Source organism: Undibacterium sp. SXout20W, assembly GCF_049340285.1.
In the GTDB taxonomy this organism is placed as follows: Bacteria; Pseudomonadota; Gammaproteobacteria; order Burkholderiales; family Burkholderiaceae_D; genus Undibacterium.
The window spans coordinates 1-17,710 of record NZ_JBMPPH010000010.1; the positions used below are offsets into that span (position 1 = coordinate 1).

12 protein-coding genes are annotated in these 17,710 nt (G+C 44.0%); 8 read left to right on the forward strand and 4 right to left on the reverse strand.

What is annotated here, in order from left to right; translation table 11 throughout:
• Positions 1-595 precede the first annotated feature (595 nt).
• Together ACO0K1_RS07435 and ACO0K1_RS07440 are read left to right on the forward strand one after the other, a co-directional pair.
• Positions 596-1,264, forward strand: a complete 669-nt coding sequence (locus tag ACO0K1_RS07435) for a response regulator (RefSeq protein ID WP_423024277.1) — start codon at positions 596-598, stop codon at positions 1,262-1,264.
• Positions 1,261-2,589 (forward strand): ATP-binding protein, encoded by a 1,329-nt coding sequence (locus ACO0K1_RS07440; protein ID WP_423024279.1) that lies wholly within the window; start codon positions 1,261-1,263, stop codon positions 2,587-2,589. Before ACO0K1_RS07435 ends, ACO0K1_RS07440 begins: the two co-directional genes overlap by 4 nt.
• A 182-nt stretch (positions 2,590-2,771) precedes the next feature.
• Here ACO0K1_RS07440 and ACO0K1_RS07445 read toward each other — a convergent pair whose 3' ends face one another.
• The 3 genes from ACO0K1_RS07445 to ACO0K1_RS07455 all read right to left on the reverse strand — a co-directional run bounded on the left by ACO0K1_RS07445 (position 2,772) and on the right by ACO0K1_RS07455 (position 5,532).
• A complete protein-coding gene (locus ACO0K1_RS07445) occupies positions 2,772-3,317 on the reverse strand; it encodes a GNAT family N-acetyltransferase (RefSeq protein ID WP_423024281.1) in 546 nt (181 codons plus the stop codon).
• A 242-nt stretch (positions 3,318-3,559) separates the two neighbouring features.
• Positions 3,560-4,591: a Leu/Phe/Val dehydrogenase gene (locus ACO0K1_RS07450; RefSeq protein ID WP_423024283.1), complete on the reverse strand. Its 1,032-nt coding sequence runs from the start codon at positions 4,589-4,591 to the stop codon at positions 3,560-3,562.
• Positions 4,592-4,908: 317 nt separating this feature from the next.
• Positions 4,909-5,532, reverse strand: coding sequence for a hypothetical protein (locus ACO0K1_RS07455; protein ID WP_423024285.1), 624 nt, complete (start codon positions 5,530-5,532; stop codon positions 4,909-4,911).
• Between the two features lie 343 nt (positions 5,533-5,875).
• Between ACO0K1_RS07455 and ACO0K1_RS07460 the strand changes: the two genes are divergently transcribed.
• The 6 genes from ACO0K1_RS07460 (at position 5,876) to ACO0K1_RS07485 (ending at position 16,347) form a co-directional block, all read left to right on the forward strand.
• Positions 5,876-7,060 carry an efflux RND transporter periplasmic adaptor subunit gene (locus ACO0K1_RS07460; RefSeq protein WP_423024287.1) on the forward strand — a complete coding sequence of 395 codons (1,185 nt, stop codon included), beginning with the start codon at positions 5,876-5,878 and terminating at the stop codon, positions 7,058-7,060.
• A 3-nt stretch (positions 7,061-7,063) separates the two neighbouring features.
• Entirely contained in the window at positions 7,064-10,258 is a 3,195-nt protein-coding gene (locus ACO0K1_RS07465) for an efflux RND transporter permease subunit (RefSeq protein WP_423024289.1), read from the forward strand.
• A 242-nt stretch (positions 10,259-10,500) separates the two neighbouring features.
• Positions 10,501-12,057: an oligopeptide:H+ symporter gene (locus tag ACO0K1_RS07470; RefSeq protein WP_423024291.1), complete on the forward strand. Its 1,557-nt coding sequence runs from the start codon at positions 10,501-10,503 to the stop codon at positions 12,055-12,057.
• Positions 12,058-12,468: 411 nt separating this feature from the next.
• Positions 12,469-14,214, forward strand: coding sequence for a methyl-accepting chemotaxis protein (locus tag ACO0K1_RS07475; protein WP_423024293.1), 1,746 nt, complete (start codon positions 12,469-12,471; stop codon positions 14,212-14,214).
• Between the two features lie 616 nt (positions 14,215-14,830).
• Positions 14,831-15,460, forward strand: coding sequence for an MCP four helix bundle domain-containing protein (locus ACO0K1_RS07480; protein ID WP_423024295.1), 630 nt, complete (start codon positions 14,831-14,833; stop codon positions 15,458-15,460).
• A gap of 509 nt (positions 15,461-15,969) precedes the next feature.
• Positions 15,970-16,347, forward strand: a complete 378-nt coding sequence (locus tag ACO0K1_RS07485) for a TraR/DksA family transcriptional regulator (protein WP_423024297.1) — start codon at positions 15,970-15,972, stop codon at positions 16,345-16,347.
• A gap of 160 nt (positions 16,348-16,507) precedes the next feature.
• Here the strand turns inward: ACO0K1_RS07485 and ACO0K1_RS07490 are convergent, their stop codons facing one another.
• Complete coding sequence (locus ACO0K1_RS07490; RefSeq protein WP_423024299.1) at positions 16,508-17,659, reverse strand: DUF3667 domain-containing protein; 1,152 nt, start codon at positions 17,657-17,659, stop codon at positions 16,508-16,510.
• Between the last annotated feature and the right edge of the window lie 51 nt (positions 17,660-17,710).

The following is a 17,710-nucleotide window of genomic DNA, read 5'->3' on the forward strand; positions in this document are numbered from 1 at the left end:
AGAAACGGACAGTGCGTGGCTTAAATAGCGCTTAGGAAATGGAATTGCGTTAGACATAAATAATCCTGGGGTTGAAATAGATGAAAATGTAATAGCTGCAACAACAAATAAAAAATCGCCGGAGCGAGAAAAATGACGAAACTTAAAATCACATTCACCAAATTTAAAAATGGTTGATGTTCAATGGTTGATGTTCAATGGTTGATGTTCAATGTGACTTCCACATATGCACCAAACTCAAATAATCTGAAGTCGATGAATTAAGTTTTTAAATGATTTTTTTTCTTACGATGGCTCGCATCCTAAGAAAGATTTGTGACAAGAAAAAGACATTGAGAAATGGGGAATTTTCTTGTTGTATTTGGCTTTAATTAAGTTAATTTTAATTTTCGAGATAAAAAAATATGCCTCAATCGCGATGTAAAGTTTTTAAGCATTCTTTAAGTATTTCTTAATTTCTCTTTAAATATCATCAGAAAAATTTCTTAAAAGAAATTATTTTGCAATTGCGGCGAACTCTGAGATGATGGCAATCGACGTTTATAAATTTCTTGCTTAAAAAAACGACTATCTGAGAAAGAAAGAATCGAAGTACATGAAATTATTAGTGATTGAAGATGACTTAATGATCGGTGAGAGTCTGGTTGAGGGCTTGCAAAAAGAAGGATACCAAGTCAACTGGGTGACTGATGGACTGGCCGCAGAGGCGACGTTGGCAAATACAGATTATCAATTGGTACTGCTTGATCTTGGCTTGCCTAAGAAACAAGGCCTGGATGTATTGAGTAGATACCGACAAAACAAAGGTAGCGCTGCAATATTAATTATTACCGCGAGAGATGCTACTTTTGACCGCATAAAGGGTCTCGATACTGGCGCTGATGATTATCTGGTAAAACCGTTTGATCTCGATGAGTTGTACGCGAGAATACGAGCTTTGTTGAGGCGCTGCCATTTGTTACAAGAGACAGTGCTTAGTCACTGTGGATTAAGTTTGAATACGTCGACTCATGAAGCATTTTTTCAAGGGAATGAAATTCATTTATCACTCAACGAGTTTAATCTTATGTTGGCTTTATTAGATACACCGGGAAAGGTGATTTCGAAGGCAAAGTTAGAGCAGAAAATTTACGGATGGGATGAAGATATTGAGAGCAACACGATCGAAGTCTATATTCACATGTTGAGAAAAAAATTGGGCGCAGAATTTATTAAAAATGTTCGTGGCGTTGGATATAAATTAATGAATGACCTGGGAAAATGAGAACCATACGCCAGCAACTGTTGCTCGGACTAATGTCCGGAATGGTGATTACTATTATCGTCGTTTGCATCTGCAGTTATCTCAAAGTCAGACATGAAACCAATGAGTTATTTGATTATCAGCTAAAGCAAATTGTTCGCTCATTTCCCGCCAATATGAGTTTGCAGCAAAGTGAGACAACAGACAAACATCCAGGCAAGAAAATTGTCGTTCAAGTTTGGAATAAAGACCGCGTCATGGTGTTTACATCAAATCCTGCAAAAAATTTACCGTGCTATGAAAAAACTGGCTTTTTCGAGGTGATAGCAGGTGGTAATGCCTGGAGAATTTATAGTGAAGAAAGTAACCAGCAAGTAGTTCAGGTTGGTCAATTGATTTTGGACAGAGAAAAAATTGAGCTTAGTCTTGCATTGCGTTCTTTAATTCCCTTTCTGATATTGATACCGGTTTTGGCTTCGTTGATATGGTTTGTTGTTGGCCGTAGCTTGCAGCCGCTGACTAAATTGGCCAATGCATTAGGTGAGCGTTCCGCAGATTCATTGCAGGCGCTTGAAACGCAAGCTTATACGCCAGAAATGATGCCGATTGTGAATGCAATTAATGCCTTATTTTTACGCGTCGACAGTTCTATTCAATTACAAAAAATGTTTGTTGCAGATGCTGCACATGAACTGCGGACCCCCTTGGCAGCACTTAAACTGCAATTGCAGTTAGTGGAGCGCATGACTGATGAGGAAGAGCTTAAATCGGGAATAAAAAAATTACATGAGCGCTTGAATCGCGCTACCCATTTAGTTCAGCAATTACTCATTTTGGCGCGTCAAAGTGATGCGGATGAGCAAAAGATAGATCGGAAAATATCGTTGCCAAAATTAGCACGACAAGTTGTTGGCGATTTTTCTTTATTGGCTGAAAATAAAAATATCGATCTCGGTGTTGACGTCAGTGAGGAAGATATTTTTATCCAGGGCAATATTGATTCGTTACGCGTCATGTTAGGAAATGTTGTTGATAATGCGATTCGCTACACCGCGAACAATGGACGTGTTGACGTTAGTGTAAAAAATGATGGGAACAGGTTTTCAATTATCGTTAGTGATAACGGTATGGGAATCCCTGTCACCGATCGAGAGCGCATTTTTGATCGGTTTTATCGCGTTGAAGGTAGTGGTGAGTCAGGTAGCGGGTTGGGGCTGGCTATTGTTAAGAATGTCGCTGAGTTGCATGGTGCAACAATTCTTTTGTCTGATGCGCCGGGTGGTACAGGGTTAGTATTTACAATTTCATTTGAATTTTCCGATTTCAACAATGTTGAACAATGTTGAACAATGTTGAAAAAAGCGTAAATCTAAGACTCTATATCAGCAACCTCAGCAACCTCAGCGAGATGCACTCTTGCGTCAGTTGTTTCGCGTCTGCTGGCGGTGGTGGACGAACATATTGTTTTTAGCACCGACATGCGCCACACGTAGTGGGCGGCATTGGAAACTTATCCTATATGCCAATATCACTGGATAGAATTAGATGCGTTGAACGTATCGAACCATGTGGATTTTGTCATGGAGTAGACAGCGGTTTCTTCGTTGTACCAATGTTCTAAACCTTTATACGTCATGCCAAGTTTGATCATCACAATTGATGAATCAGTATTTTCTGGCATACAAACCGCGCAAAGTGTCTCTGCTTGTAGCTCCTCGAAAGCAAACCTTGCCATGCTTCTGGCTGCCTCGGATGCGTAGCCCTGATGCCATTTGTCAGGACGTAATCTCCATCCTATTTCAAGTGGGTTAGCGCGGTCACGTCCCAAGTGTTGGATGCAACCAGCGCCGATAATTTCATTGTTTTCAATGTCAATAAAACTCCACCAAGAGTAACCAAATTCCGCCCAACGTTCCTGCACACGCGAAATCATTGCTATCGTCTCTTCTCTGGTCTCGGCCTTACCGGAAATAAATCGCATCACTAATGGATCGCTGTTTAATTTGCACAGCCCTTCAAGATGGCTTTCATTGATAGGTTCTAGACGAAGGCGTTTTGTTATGAGTGTCGTCATCGCGGATGCCTTAGATTTTCTTGATAAATAAGAAAGTGATAGTAGCGTTGACGGCAAAATTCTTCAAGAGAAATGATGCCAAATAATGCCTGCAACGATGAATAAATAAGTGGGAGTATATTATTTTTCGTTTCTGGTTTGATGTAGATGTATTGGATTTTATGTTTCAAAAAATAAAAAAACCACCTGTATTGCACAGGTGGCTTCGTCTGATAAGTAAACCCGGTGAGATTGGTTTTAACTTAACGTTTGAATTTTAGCTCAGCGATGCGATCAGCGACGATACTGGTCGCCAGGCCTTCCGCGTCAGCACGGGCGAACACTTCTGCTAAAGTGTCGCCGATGCGGCGTACGTGAGCATCCATGCCGTCTTCAGGTGTGTTCAGGTATTCATAGCAAACCTTGATAATGCCACCAGCGTTGATGACAAAATCTGGCGCGTACAAAATTCCTTTTTGACGGCACGCGTCGCCGATTTCTGGCGAGGCTAACTGATTATTGGCGGCACCAGCGACAATGGTCGCTTTCAGACGCGATAAAGTGTCAGTGTTCAAGGTTGCACCCAACGCACAAGGTGCATAGATATCCGCTTGAACATCATAGATGGCGTCGATACCAACTACTTCGGCATTTAACTCTTCTTGTGCGCGCTTCAGCGCAGCCTGATCGATGTCAGCAACGATCAATTTCGCACCGGCTTCTTTCAAGCGACGTGCATAGTCGTAACCCACATGGCCCAGCCCTTGCAACGCAACGGTCAAACCTTCCATGGTGTCACGCTTCAACTGATGCTTGACAGCCGCTTGCGCGCCGACGAAGCAACCTAATGCTGTATAAGGTGATGGATCGCCACGATCACCAAGACCGGCCACAAATTTAGTTTTACTGGCAACACTTGCCATGTCAGAAGGGCTAGTGCCAACATCTTCTGCCGTAACATAGCGACCACCCAGGCGTTCTAAGGCTTCACCAAGTGCTTCAAACAAAGCAGGTGTTTTGTCAGTTTTCGGGTTGCCGATAATGACACTTTTACCGCCGCCGATAGGCAGTCCGGCAACCGCATTTTTATAGGTCATACCGCGGGACAGGCGCAATACATCGCGTACGGCTTCAGCTTCGCTTGCATAGTTCCACATCCGGCAACCACCCATTGCTGGGCCAAGGTTGGTGTTGTGAACGGCGATAATGGCTTTGAGTCCGGATTTAGCTTCAGAGGCAAAAACGACTTGTTCGTGATTGTCAAAATTGATTTCGTTAAATACAAAAGCGGTCATGCTTATGGCTCCGCGCGGAAGGGAGATTCTTTGTGCCGGATATGGCTGAATCATTTTCCGCAAAAAATGTGAATAAAATGATAAAAATAAGTAAAAAACTGACGAACGTGCGATTGCTTACGGGTTGTTGTAATCAATGCAACTAGCTGGTGATTGTGTCACGCGCGCCGAAGTATAAAGGAGGAGTGGGTATTAACTCAAATTAAATTGCTTTTTAGGCAATTTAAGGATTGAGATTCTCTCGCGATGTTTCTTGACGATACGGATGAGTTTTGCTGACAAAAGTCTGCTGATACGTGAAAGTGAGCAATGTGTTTTTATGCTGCTTCCTTATCAGCGTTTGCATGGATTAGTGCGATGATCTCCGCTAAGTAACGCGTTTGAGATTTAACACAGCTGCCACGCGAATAGGAATTCATAAACCCGTGCTTCGTACCTTTTGCCATTTCAGCTGACTGACCATGGCGATTCAAATCATCGACCAAAGCAGAGGGATCAAATGCTGCTTCTTCCTCAGCAAAAATGAGACGCATCGGACAAACTGGCTTAATTTCCCGAAAATCCCGAATGCGAGAGCCATAAAATAAAACCGCGTGTTCGACGGATTTCATACACTCCTGGGCACTATTGATCCACAGAGCACTGGCGCCAGCACTAAATCCGATAACAAATCGCAATGCCGATTGGTCCTGCAGAATACCAAGCAGCTTATTCGTATAACGTGCTATACCTCCTTCAACAATAAAGGCTTGGTAAGCGTCGTGTTCGGTACGGAACTCTGTTTCATTATCGTCCCAAGGGCTGACAACGAGGGCATTGATACCAAGTTGGCGTACTAAACCGGATACTGCGGGTGTATGTCCAAATACATCAGTTGCAATTAAAACTGTCGCAGGTGGTCGGGGCGTGGTGGAGGGGGTGCTGGAAACGATGACTGACACAAAGAATGAGGGAAAAGCAAAGGAGGCCGGAGACTACCGGAGTTGTAGTGAAATTGCAAGGAAAAAAGCCGTGGAATGGCGCGCGATTAGCTGCTCGGTGAGCGCAAATAACGACGTAAATAGCAAGAAATGCATTTTATATTTGAATATCTCAATGCCTGATTGACAAGAACTTTAACTCTCATAGATACTGCTTAGCTAACAAGAAATACGCGAAGAATTTATCCTGAAACAAGCGATACCAGCTGGCAGCAAATGCGTCAAAAACGATATTAGTCGCCCTGGGTCTGAATCAGAAAATACCCTACTCGCGTTTACCACTTCTGAAATCCGGAGACTCACCATGTTACGACCTCATCTATTCGTGTTGGCTATCACTCTCGCATTGGCAGGTTGTAGTAAAGAAAAACCCGACGATAAAAAAGTGAGTGCTTCAGCAACGGTTTCTGATCAGACTTTAAAGGTCACGCAGGAAGATCTGCTACTCATCCACAGCAATGCCTTATCCTCGGGGCCGGTCATTACAGGTTCGGTTCAGCCAGAGCGCAAAGCAGATTTGCGGGCAGAAATTTCCTCCGTCGTTTTGCAAGTGCTCAAAGAAAACGGTGAAACAGTCAAGCGTGGAGATTTATTAGTGCGCCTGGACGATACATCGATTAAAGACGGTCTGCATTCCGCTGAAGAGGCAGAACGGGCTGCGGTTCAGACTTTTGATCAGGCTGAACGCCAATTCCAACGTTTGAAAACACTGCGCGCATCAGGCATGACCTCAACGCAACAGTTAGAAGATGCAGAGATTCGTCGCAATAATACCCAAAGTGACCTGGTCGCCGCCAAAGCACGGACTGTGCAAGCGCGACAACAGTTACAGCGCACGGAAGTACGAGCTCCATTTGATGGCGTTGTCAGCGAACGCAAAGTGTCGTCGGGCGATACGGCACAGTTGGGTAAAGAGTTAGTAAAAGTCATCGATCCTACCAGTCTGAGATTTGAAGGCTTAGTTTCCGCGGACAAAGTGAATCAGCTAAAGGTCGGCCAATCGGTGAGTTTTCACATCAATGGCTATGGTGATCAGGAGTTTAACGGAAAGATCAAACGTATTGATCTGGCTGCAAATCCGACCACCCGCCAGGTAGAGGTGTTGGTGACATTTAATGACAGCGTACAACCGCGTGTTTCCGGTTTATATGCAGAGGGTGTCGTCGAGGCAAGCGCAACGCAATCATTGACGTTGCCGAGCTCTGCAATTGTACGTGAAGGAGACAAAGCTTTTGCGTGGGTGCTCAAAGATGGAAAGATCCATAAGACTGCTTTAACTATGGGAGAGCGCGACGCTCGCCATGGTGACTATGCGATACAAGTAGGATTGAAAGACGGAGATCGCGTCATCCGCAACCCAATTTCCATCTTAAAAGATGGGCAACCAGTCCAGCTGGTCGCTTCCGCCACCACGCAACTGCCCCTTGCTTTGCCCGGTTCAGTTACCACGCCGGCAGGCCAGTCAGCCGCTAATTCGTCGGGGAAATAAGCCATGTTTTTATCCGATTTCAGTATCAAACGCCCAATAGCGATGATTGTTATCATCATCGCTTTAATGGCGCTCGGCTTGTTGGCACTTAAAAAGCTGAAGGTCAATCAAATTCCAGATGTACAACAGCCTGTGTTAGTCGTCAGTATTCCCTATCCAGGGGCGTCACCGGATACAGTGGAGCGCGAGATCATTAATCGTGTCGAAAAGGCGATGCAAAGTATTACCGGTGTCTATCAATTGCGTTCAACAGCGAACGAAGGTTCGGCGACGATCGTTTTGATTTTCAATTTTGGTAAAAACATGGTGGAAGCCTCGGATGAAGTGCGTAATTCGATTGCTTCTGTTCGTTATAAATTGCCGGTAGAAATGCGCGAGCCCGTTTTGGAAAGGCGAGATCCATCCGCCGAGCCCATTATGCAATTGGCGTTGTCATCGGATAGTCTGAGTCACGCCGAAATTTCGCGCAAGGCGGAAGACGAATTGGCGGATAAGTTTCGTGCTATCGATGGTGTCGCCACTGTCAATGTCGATGGTGCATTGAGACGCGAACTAAGCGTGTTGCTTCACGCACAAAAGTTACGTGAATATAATGTGTCCGTTTCGGAAGTCGTCACTGCACTGAGGAATCAGAATACAACGGCCCCTGTGGGTAAAGTGACCGGGCATTTGACCGAGCAAAGTATCCGCTTGATTGGTCGTATTGAGTCTCCACAAGACTTTCAGGCCATTGTTGTTAAACACCGCGGCAACGAAGTAATACGGCTGGCGCAGGTTGCAGAGATTAAAGACGGTTTCGCGGAACTCAATGGTCTTAGTATGCATAACGGCCATCCGAACGTGGGGTTGTCAATTACACGCTCGCGAGATGCCAGCACGGTGTCTGTAGCGAATCGGGTTCGTGAATTGGTCACGGAAATTAATAAGTCACTGCCTAAGGGGACATTACTGGAAATCACCCAGGATGGTGGTAAAGATGCCGAGAGCAGTTTGGACAATGTGATTGAATCACTGATGTTTGGCGCCGTCTTGACCATCTTTGTGGTCTATGTATTTTTGAATTCCTGGCGTTCAACATTAATTACAGCCTTGAGTTTGCCAACCTCTGTGATTGCTGCTTTCATCGCTATCTGGCTCTGTGGATTTACGCTCAATTTCATGACCCTACTGGGATTGTCATTAGCTATTGGCGTCTTGATTGATGATGCCATTGTGGTGCGCGAAAATATTGTTCGCCACATGGAGATGGGAGTAGACCGACGTACCGCTGCGAGCAACGGCACGAAAGAAATTGGCTTAGCGGTAGCATCAACAACGTTTTCGATTATCGCCGTATTTATTCCAGTCGCATTTATGCCGGGCATTTCAGGTGAATGGTTTCGCCCGTTTGCATTGACGGTCGCCAGTTCAGTGCTGGTCAGTTTGTTTATTTCATTTACCCTTGATCCCATGTTATCAGCGTATTGGGGTGATCCGGTCGGCCATCACCTGGCGCCCAAGAAAGGGATCAGTCTTGTCCTCGCACGGTTTAATGATTGGTTTGATCACCAGGCTGATCGTTACGGTCATGTGATTGCCTGGGCCTTACATCATCGGGCATGGATGGCAGTGATTGCCGGTGCGTCATTTGTTGGTGCAATTGCCTTACATGTGACCTTTGGCGGTTCCAGTTTTTTACCAAGTGCTGATAATGGCACGATTTTCATTGATATCCGTACCCCATCGAGCTCCAGTCTTGAATATTCGCGCCTCAAAGTGGAGCAGGCTGCAGGCCTGGCGCGCAGTATGAAAGTCACTAAAGCCACCAATAGTACGGTTAATAGTGGTGGTGGAAGGGTTTATGTCGATATTGGTAAAAGTACCGAACGTCAACAATCCGCCGCGGAGGTCGCAGGCGATTTACGTAAGTTGCTGGTTCAAATCATTGGCGCTGAATATGTGGTGCAGGATGATCTTGGAAATGGCGGCGGCAAACCGGTACAGATTAATTTCTCAGGTCCGGATGCTCGTAAGTTATTGATTATTGCCAATGAGTTTATGGATCAGCTGCGCAAGGTCAAAGGCGCAGTGGATGTCGGTTTGTCGCAGCAAGATCCGAAAGATGAATTGCAGATAGAGCTCAATCGGGGGTTGGCAAATTCATTAGGAATTTCCGTTAATGATGCCGCGCAAGCATTACGAGTTGCCTTTGCCGGTGTCGAGGTGGGTGATTGGGTCGATCCGACAGGTGAAGCACGCGATGTCGCTGTGCGACTACATCCGGACGACAGGATCAACGCCGAAAACATCGAACGCCTGCCTATCGCCGTCAATAATAGTGACACCATGGTACCGCTAGAGCAGATCGCCAAAATTACAATGGGTAAAGGACCATCACAAATTAAGCACACCGATGGTCGGCGCATGATGGCGGTATCTGCCAATACGCAAGGCAGATCACCGGGCGAAGTGACTGCTGATGCATTGAAAATCGCTAAGGCAATGAGTTTCCCGCCGGGATACACGCTTGACCTTGGCGGTGCTGCGCGAGATCAGAAGGAATTATTCACTGAAATGACCATTGCGCTCGTCATGGGTATCGGTTTGATGTATCTGATCCTGGTAATGCAGTTTGGTTCGTTTACTGCACCGATTCCTGTCATGTTGTCATTACCGCTGAGTTTGATTGGCGTCGTGCTGGCTTTACTGCTGACAAACGGCACATTGAATCTGATGAGTTTCATTGGCATCATTATGCTGATGGGGCTAGTGGCGAAAAACGCGATTCTGTTGCTCGACTGCGCCCGGACCCGTGAGCAAGAGGGTTTCGATCGTGAAGAAGCCTTAATGTATGCCGGACGCAAACGCTTACGCCCGATTTTAATGACGACGTTTGCCTTGATTGCAGGTATGTTGCCAGTAGCAATTGGCTTGGGCGAGGGAGGAGAATTTTATCGTCCACTGGCAATTGCAATTATTGGTGGCACCATTACGTCGACATTGCTGACACTATTGGTTGTGCCGACCTTTTACGACAGCATAGAAATTAATCGTGATCTCATGATGACGAAATATCGTTCTCGTGCTGAGCGTTGGAATCCATTGTTTGCAGTGGTGATGACAATATTGGAAGTGCTTTTGACGGTGTTCTTGATTGGTTTTATTGTCCGTCTTCCTATGCGGACTTTCAGGAAAGTGAAGCCAGCAAATATTATTTAAAGACGTTAAAGCCATGCGAAAGAAGAAGAGTATTTCCTGATTCAGGTGCTGAAAATAGGCTAAAAATTGACCAAATTTTGGCTTGACTTGCTGCTTTTAAATCAGGATACTGCGTCGCTAATATATTTGGGGTAAGTTTCACCTAAGCCTGTTATTCACTGATGACAGGCACCTATTATTTAAAAGCGGCCTTTATCCGGGCCGCTTCTTTATTCTTCAAAAAAAATGAACTGGAGAGACACATGAGTCAAACAGCAGCGACCGCTGTGACAGCGAAGATGCCGTCGCAGATACCATACATCATTGCCAACGAGGGTTGTGAACGCTTTAGTTTTTATGGCATGCGCAATATTCTCACCTCGTTCCTGATAAGTAGTCTGCTGCTGTCGATGCCAGAAAATATGCGTGCTGGTATGGCAAAAGAGATTTTTCACACCTTTGTCATCGGCGTGTATTTCTTTCCTTTGCTCGGTGGCTGGTTAGCGGATCGTTTTTTTGGTAAATACAATACGGTGTTCTGGCTCAGTTTGGTGTACTGCGCAGGTCATGCTTGCCTGGCGATGTACGACGATAATCCACGTGGATTTTATGTTGGCTTGTTTTTAATTGCATTAGGGTCGGGCGGAATTAAACCTTTGGTCTCGTCGTTTGTCGGCGATCAGTTTGATCAAAGTAACCGTAATCTCGCACAAAAGGTATTTGATGCGTTTTATTGGATCATTAATTTCGGTTCTTTCTTCGCTTCATTGTTAATGCCTATTTTCTTGAAACAATATGGCGCCAGCATCGCCTTTGGTATTCCGGGTGTTTTGATGCTGATCGCAACGATTATTTTTTGGTCGGGACGTAAAAAATATGTGCACGTTGCACCGGTTGCCAAAGATCCACATTCGTTTTTGAATGTCGTACGCACCGCTTTATTGACTGAAGTTGCCGGGAAACCCCGTACAGGCTTATTTGTCGCGGTATTTGGTGTCGCAGCAGCAGTTGGTGCATTAGCAACGACACCAAGTTTGGGACTGGTTCCGGCTTTTTGTCTTGCTTTAGTCTTGCTGCTGGGGTTTGGCGGTATTGGCGCATGGATACAATTAGATCGCGCCTACGGTATTCATCCTGATGCGACGGTGGATGGTGTTCGTTCTGTCTTGCGTGTACTGGTTATTTTTGCTTTGGTCACACCTTTCTGGTCGTTGTTTGACCAAAAAGCATCCACCTGGGTGGTACAGGCCAATTCCATGACCAAGCCTTCTTGGTTTCAATCATCGCAGATGCAAGCGTTGAATCCAATGCTGGTAATGCTGCTGATCCCGTTCAACAATTTGGTCCTGTATCCACTGTGCAAGCGCCTGGGTTTAGAACTTACGGCATTGCGTCGTATGGGCTTAGGCATTGCTTTCTCAGGCATCGCATGGATTGTGGTGGGTTTCATGCAAATTGCAATAGACGGCGGCAACGCGTTGTCGATTACATGGCAGGTCTTGCCATATGCTTTGCTCACAATGGGTGAAGTACTGGTTTCTACAACAGGTCTCGAATTCGCTTATGGTCAGGCACCTTTGGCGATGAAAGGCGTAATTATGAGTTTTTGGAGCCTGTCAGTGACCATCGGTAATCTATGGGTCTTGTTAGCCGATGCCAGTGTTAAAAGTGCGCCGGTATTGGAACAAATTAAGACGACAGGGATCAGTAGCACGGCTTTCTTGATGTTCTTCTTTGCCGGTTTTGCATTGTTGGCAGCCCTAACATTTGCTGTTTACGCAAGAAGTTATAAAATGCTCAACAACTATCGACAAGCATGAGTTGAATTTCCAAGTCCATTGAACATTGTTCATCGCGACGTAAAAGTTTAGGTATTTTTTCAAGTACCCAAAAACGAGATTGTGATTATTCCAATCTCGTTTTTACTTTTTTATCCGCAAATATAGGAATAATCTACTTAATTCTTTGTATTTATTGCTTTTTATTCCTACATTGAAGAGCTCATTTTGTAAGTTTAAAAATGCAAATAACATTTGAAAATATTGATATTTTAGAAAGTGATCTTAAACAACACATTGTTAATTAAGTTTAAAAGATAGGTATCTAGGGCAAAGTTGGATGCAAGTTGCTTTAAGGTAGAATTTTCCTGAATGAAATAATTAATGAGAATTAAAAATTTTTTTTATCAGGCCGCGAACTTTAAAAAAGTACTAGTCATTTAGGGAGATGAAATGTCTATCGCAAAACGTCTTTATTTGCTTATTTTATTTGTCAGTATTGCCATGTTGATGGCGACGGGTATTGGTTTATATCAAATTAATCGGGTATTTAATGCCGCTAATTTTGCTAACGTTAATGTGGTGCCGAGTTTGCTTGAGTTAGATCGGGCTGCCGACGCAATTGCAAATATACGGGTCAAAACCTGGCAAAGTTTGGCAACCAACGACGAAGAAAAAAAGAAAGCTTTACACGATAGTATTGGTCCAGAAAAAGTAAAAGTAGAACAGGCATTAAGTAAGTATGAAAAAGAGGATATTGCCGATGATAAAGACAAAAACCTGTTGATCGACGAAAAAAGTAAGATCGCTGCTTACTTTTCGCTCATAGAAAAAGTAATGGCTCAGGATGCAGAAGGCAAACATGACGAGGCAATGCAATACATTTTCAGCAATCAAGAAACAATTGCAAAAATGTCAGCCGCTATTGCCGCCCATCGTGAATATAACATGCAGGTCGGTGCGGCTGCTTCAGAGGAGGCTAAACAAATATTAAATCACGCTGATTGGCTTGCGGGTCTGATCGGCATTATTTCTATTGCCGTGGTCGCATTGATGGGTATTACTCTTGCGCGGAAATTGGTTAGTTCCTTGCATCAAGCAATGGCAGTCGCTAAGGCCGTCGCTGAAGGCGATTTAACACAACGTATTGATGTTTCCGGAACGGATGAGGTTGCACAGTTAATGGGATCCATGAAGGAAATGGCATCTAGTCTCGAGGCTATTTGCACGCAGATCCGACATGGAACCGATGCAATTGCCACGGCGTCAGCGGAAATTGCGACAGGAAATATGGATTTGTCTTCTCGCACTGAGCAGCAAGCGGGAGCACTAGAAGAAACTGCTTCGTCCATGGAAGAATTAACCAGTACGGTTAAACAAAACTCTGACAATGCCCGTCAGGCCAATACCTTGGCAAATGCAGCGTCTAATGTGGCGGTCGACGGTGGCGTAGTCGTGTCGCAAGTGGTCGAAACGATGGCGGCAATCAATGACTCCTCGAGAAAAATTGTAGATATCATCAGCGTCATTGACGGCATCGCGTTCCAGACCAATATTCTGGCCTTAAATGCGGCGGTAGAGGCAGCGCGAGCCGGTGAACAAGGTCGTGGTTTTGCCGTCGTCGCGGCAGAGGTCCGTAACCTTGCACAACGTTCTGCATCCGCTGCAAAAGAAATCAAAACACTGATTGATAATTCCGTCGAAAAAGTTGATTCAGGAACCAAGTTAGTAGATCAAGCTGGTGTCGCTATGAATAACATCGTGACGAGCATCCAAAAGGTGAATGATGTTGTCAGTGAAATCAGCAATGCGAGCCATGAACAAAGTTCAGGTATCGATCAGATCAATCAAGCAGTCATGCACATGGATGAAAGCACGCAGCAAAATGCCGCATTGGTTGAACAGGCCGCTGCAGCCGCTTCTTCTTTGCAAGATCAGGCCACACGTTTGACTCAGGTTGTTTCTGTATTTAAGTTAAGTAACGTCGTGAATAGTGCTAGCGGCGTACATTCTGCGTTACCCTCAGTATCGCGTACCAAAACCCCTAAATCGACTACAAGTCCCGCGTTGACCACTACAGCGGCAAAGCGTCAAATTATACCTGCTGCTAAACCTGCACCCAAGGCACGCAATGACGCTTCCTCAGCCAAAGGAAATAACGCTGGTGTTTCCGAAACTGAAGATTGGGAAGAATTTTAATGTGTCACTAAAGCCCTGAAAATTTTTGTTGAGTTTGCATGCCAAGTGACAGGCTTTCAATATTTTTTCAGGGCACTATCGTACTTGCCAATGAGTACAGATTTCATGTCACTTAAAATGTTATTTTTGGTATTCGTATTTCTCGCATGTTTCAAAGCAAGGCTCCCCTTTACGATGTATCTGTCCCTGGCCTTCGTGCGATCACAAAGTAAGATTGTCGCCAAATAATTAATTCCTGCAGCAAGAGTTTGAATTTATCTATCCAGTAAAAGCGGCGTCTGATATTTCACGACTCTTCAGTCCTTTTCTATTAATCGCCAATGCTAGCGATATCCTGGACTTGTCCGGTTTGGTAACCTAAAAATGCGAATCCAGTTACGACGCCGACCAGAAATGTAGGGCAGGATTTGCATTCGTTCATTCACAAATAATTGTCGCAATTAATAGAAATTTTGCGTTGCCTGCTTTATTTCTGAACCATTAGTTATATGACGTTACTGAAGGCACTCATGTTTTTTTCGTGACAGTAATTTGTCTATAAATAATCGATTCTTCTTCGTTCCTTTTGAGTCTAAGGTTCTCCGGTTTTATGAAGATAACTGAAGCGGGGTGCTAAATGACGTTAGTTAAACGAGTTTATTTACTGATTTTATTTGCCACTATTGTTATGTTGATAGCGACAGGTCTTGGTTTATATCAGATTAATCGAGTATTTAATGCCGCCAATTATGTTAACGTTAATAATGCGCTGAGTTTGCTTGAGTTAGATCGGGCTGCCGACGCACTTTCAAATATACGAGTCAACACCTGGCAAAGTTTGGCAACCAACGACGAAGAAAAAAAGAAAGCTTTACACGATAGTATTGGTCCAGAAAAAGCTAAAGTGGAACATGCATTAAGTAAGTATGAAAAAGATGATATTGCCGATGATAAAGATAAAAATCTGTTGATCGACGAAAAAAGTAAGATCGATGCTTACTTTTCGCTCATAGAAAAAGTAATGGCTCAGGATGCAGAAGGTAAACATGACGAGGCAATGCAATACATTTTCAGTAATCAAGAAACAATTGCAAAAATGTCAGCTGCTGTTGCCGCCCACCGTGAATACAATAAGAAAATTTGTGACTCGGGTTCGGTCGAGGCTAAACAGATATTAAATCTGGCTGATTGGTTTGAAGGGATGATCGGTATTATTTCTCTTCTCGTGGTTGCACTGATGGGTATTATCTTTACGGAATATAGTTAGTTCCTTTTACCAAGCAATGGAAGTTGCTACGGCAGTCGTGGAAGGTGATTTGACACAACGTAATGATGTTTCTGGCGCGGACTAGATTGCACAATTTTTGGGATCCATTAGGGATTTTGATTTATGTTTGATCTAAATTTGTCGCTCTGAATGTGAATGTGAATCTGAATGGATCACGACATAGCCAGATAAGGCGCATAACATGCCGAATTTCATGAATGACTTCAGATTTGGTAGTCACATGATTTAAAAACTTGGTATTACGTGCGGCATAGATATTGCGGTGTATCAAAGTTGTTTAACCTGAGCAGAGTAATCTGGTTTCATATTCATTCGACTTGCCTACTTCAATCATGAAGTTCATTGCTTACAAAAAATTGAACTAGTCTGATGCAAGACGGTAATGAATGAAATCTTTTTTGACGTAACTAAGCAGTTTCATCAGTGGATCTCCGCCGACTGATGATTTTTTGCCTGGGTCCGTTATTACGATATTTGCCGGGGAAAATATGAGCCTTAACCATGAACAGCAATTAATACTTAAATCAAAACTCGACAACTCAAAGCAAGCAATTCAAGCGGAGTTACGACTGCATAATCCTAGTCATGAGCAGCAACAAGGTGGCGAAGGTGATGGTGTGATTACGGATGTGCTTAACCATGATGCGATGGCACAATTTTTACATCAGCACGCTGAGTGGCGAGCATTACAAAAAGCGCAGGCTCGTTTAAGTGAAAACATTATCGACGTTTGTTGCACGTGTGGTGCATTGATTCCATTTGCCAGACTGGAAGCAGAACCAACAGTGGAGCGTTGTATTCAATGTCAGGCGGCGCTAGAAGCTGATGACCAACGCTTGCATTTGCATCTACATCCAAGCATGTAGAGTCACGAAAATTCGACTATACGTGTTACAGCGTAGCGTTACATATACACGTTTGGATTAAATCATCTCGGAAAAAACAATGCGTTTTGACACTTGGACGCAGTTACATGGCTAAGAAATAAAAAAGGGCACACAGTGCCCTTTTTTATAATAGAAGTCTTTATGCGCTCAAACGAATGACCAGAAGTGCGTAGATGATGAGAGAGATCAGCGCAATAAATAGCAACGAAATAGTCCGCCACAATGCTTCCCATTTATTCAGGGCATAGGTACCTCGTAACTGTGCAAACATGTGAATTGGTGGTGCAAAGACGGCGAATGCACCGGCACTTGCACTAAAATCAAATCGGCCGAGAATCGTAATCAACATAATCAACAGTGCCATAAATGACAAAGAGTAGAGCGAAAAAACTGCATGATCAAACATGACGTATTGGCGCTTGAAGGCAAACATCAGCCATAAAAAGGGCAAAGAAATCGGCATCAATAAAAAAGCAAATTTAGATGCGGCACTCTTCATTTTATAAAGAATTAAGTCGGGATTTTCTTTTGCATGTTGAATGGCAGCTTTGATCCAGGGACTGACAGTAATATCTTTATCGTCAAGTGTCAGATTTAAAGCATCTTTTAGTTCATCAGCGCTGTCTGTTTTGATATCACTATTTACTTTGAGAATGCTTTTATCATCAGTTTTTGAAGTATTTTTTATGTCTGTCTTGGTTGATTTTAAGGCCACCTCAAGTAAGGAGATTTCAGTGCGGGTACTGGCTATTTCTTCATCCAATTCTTCGATTTTTGCGTCACCTTTGGCAAGGCTTGCTCGCGTTGCGACCAACTTGGCGAGGTCTGCTTTTGCTGTATCGAGATCTTTGTTGATACTCACATGGGCATTTTGTGATTTCTTATCGATATTTTCGGTGTAGTGGGTACTCGTTATTGAAAACACAAAAAACATTAAAAAAATGAGAAATAGAAACAGCGCCAGTGGCGACACGTAACGAGTTCGTTGACCAGCGATATAGTTGCGGGTGAGCTTGCCCGGTGAAAAGATTAATGCTGGAATCGTGCGCCAGGCCTTGGTTTCAAAGTGAAAAATGCCATGTAATAATTCTTCCAGCATATGCAACAAAGAACGATGAATATGCGCCGATTGTCCGCATGCGTGACAGTAGCGACCTGTTAGTACAGTATCGCAATTGGCACAGACACCGTGTTCTTCTGGCGCATAATGTGGATCACGGTTATCGCCTGTTTCATTGACGATGATCGCTTGTGCCAGCGCGTCTGATCCTACTCCTGCATCAACATTCATAGTTTTATCCAAAAAAATTCTAGTCTGGATTGTGCCTGATCCAGCTTGAGT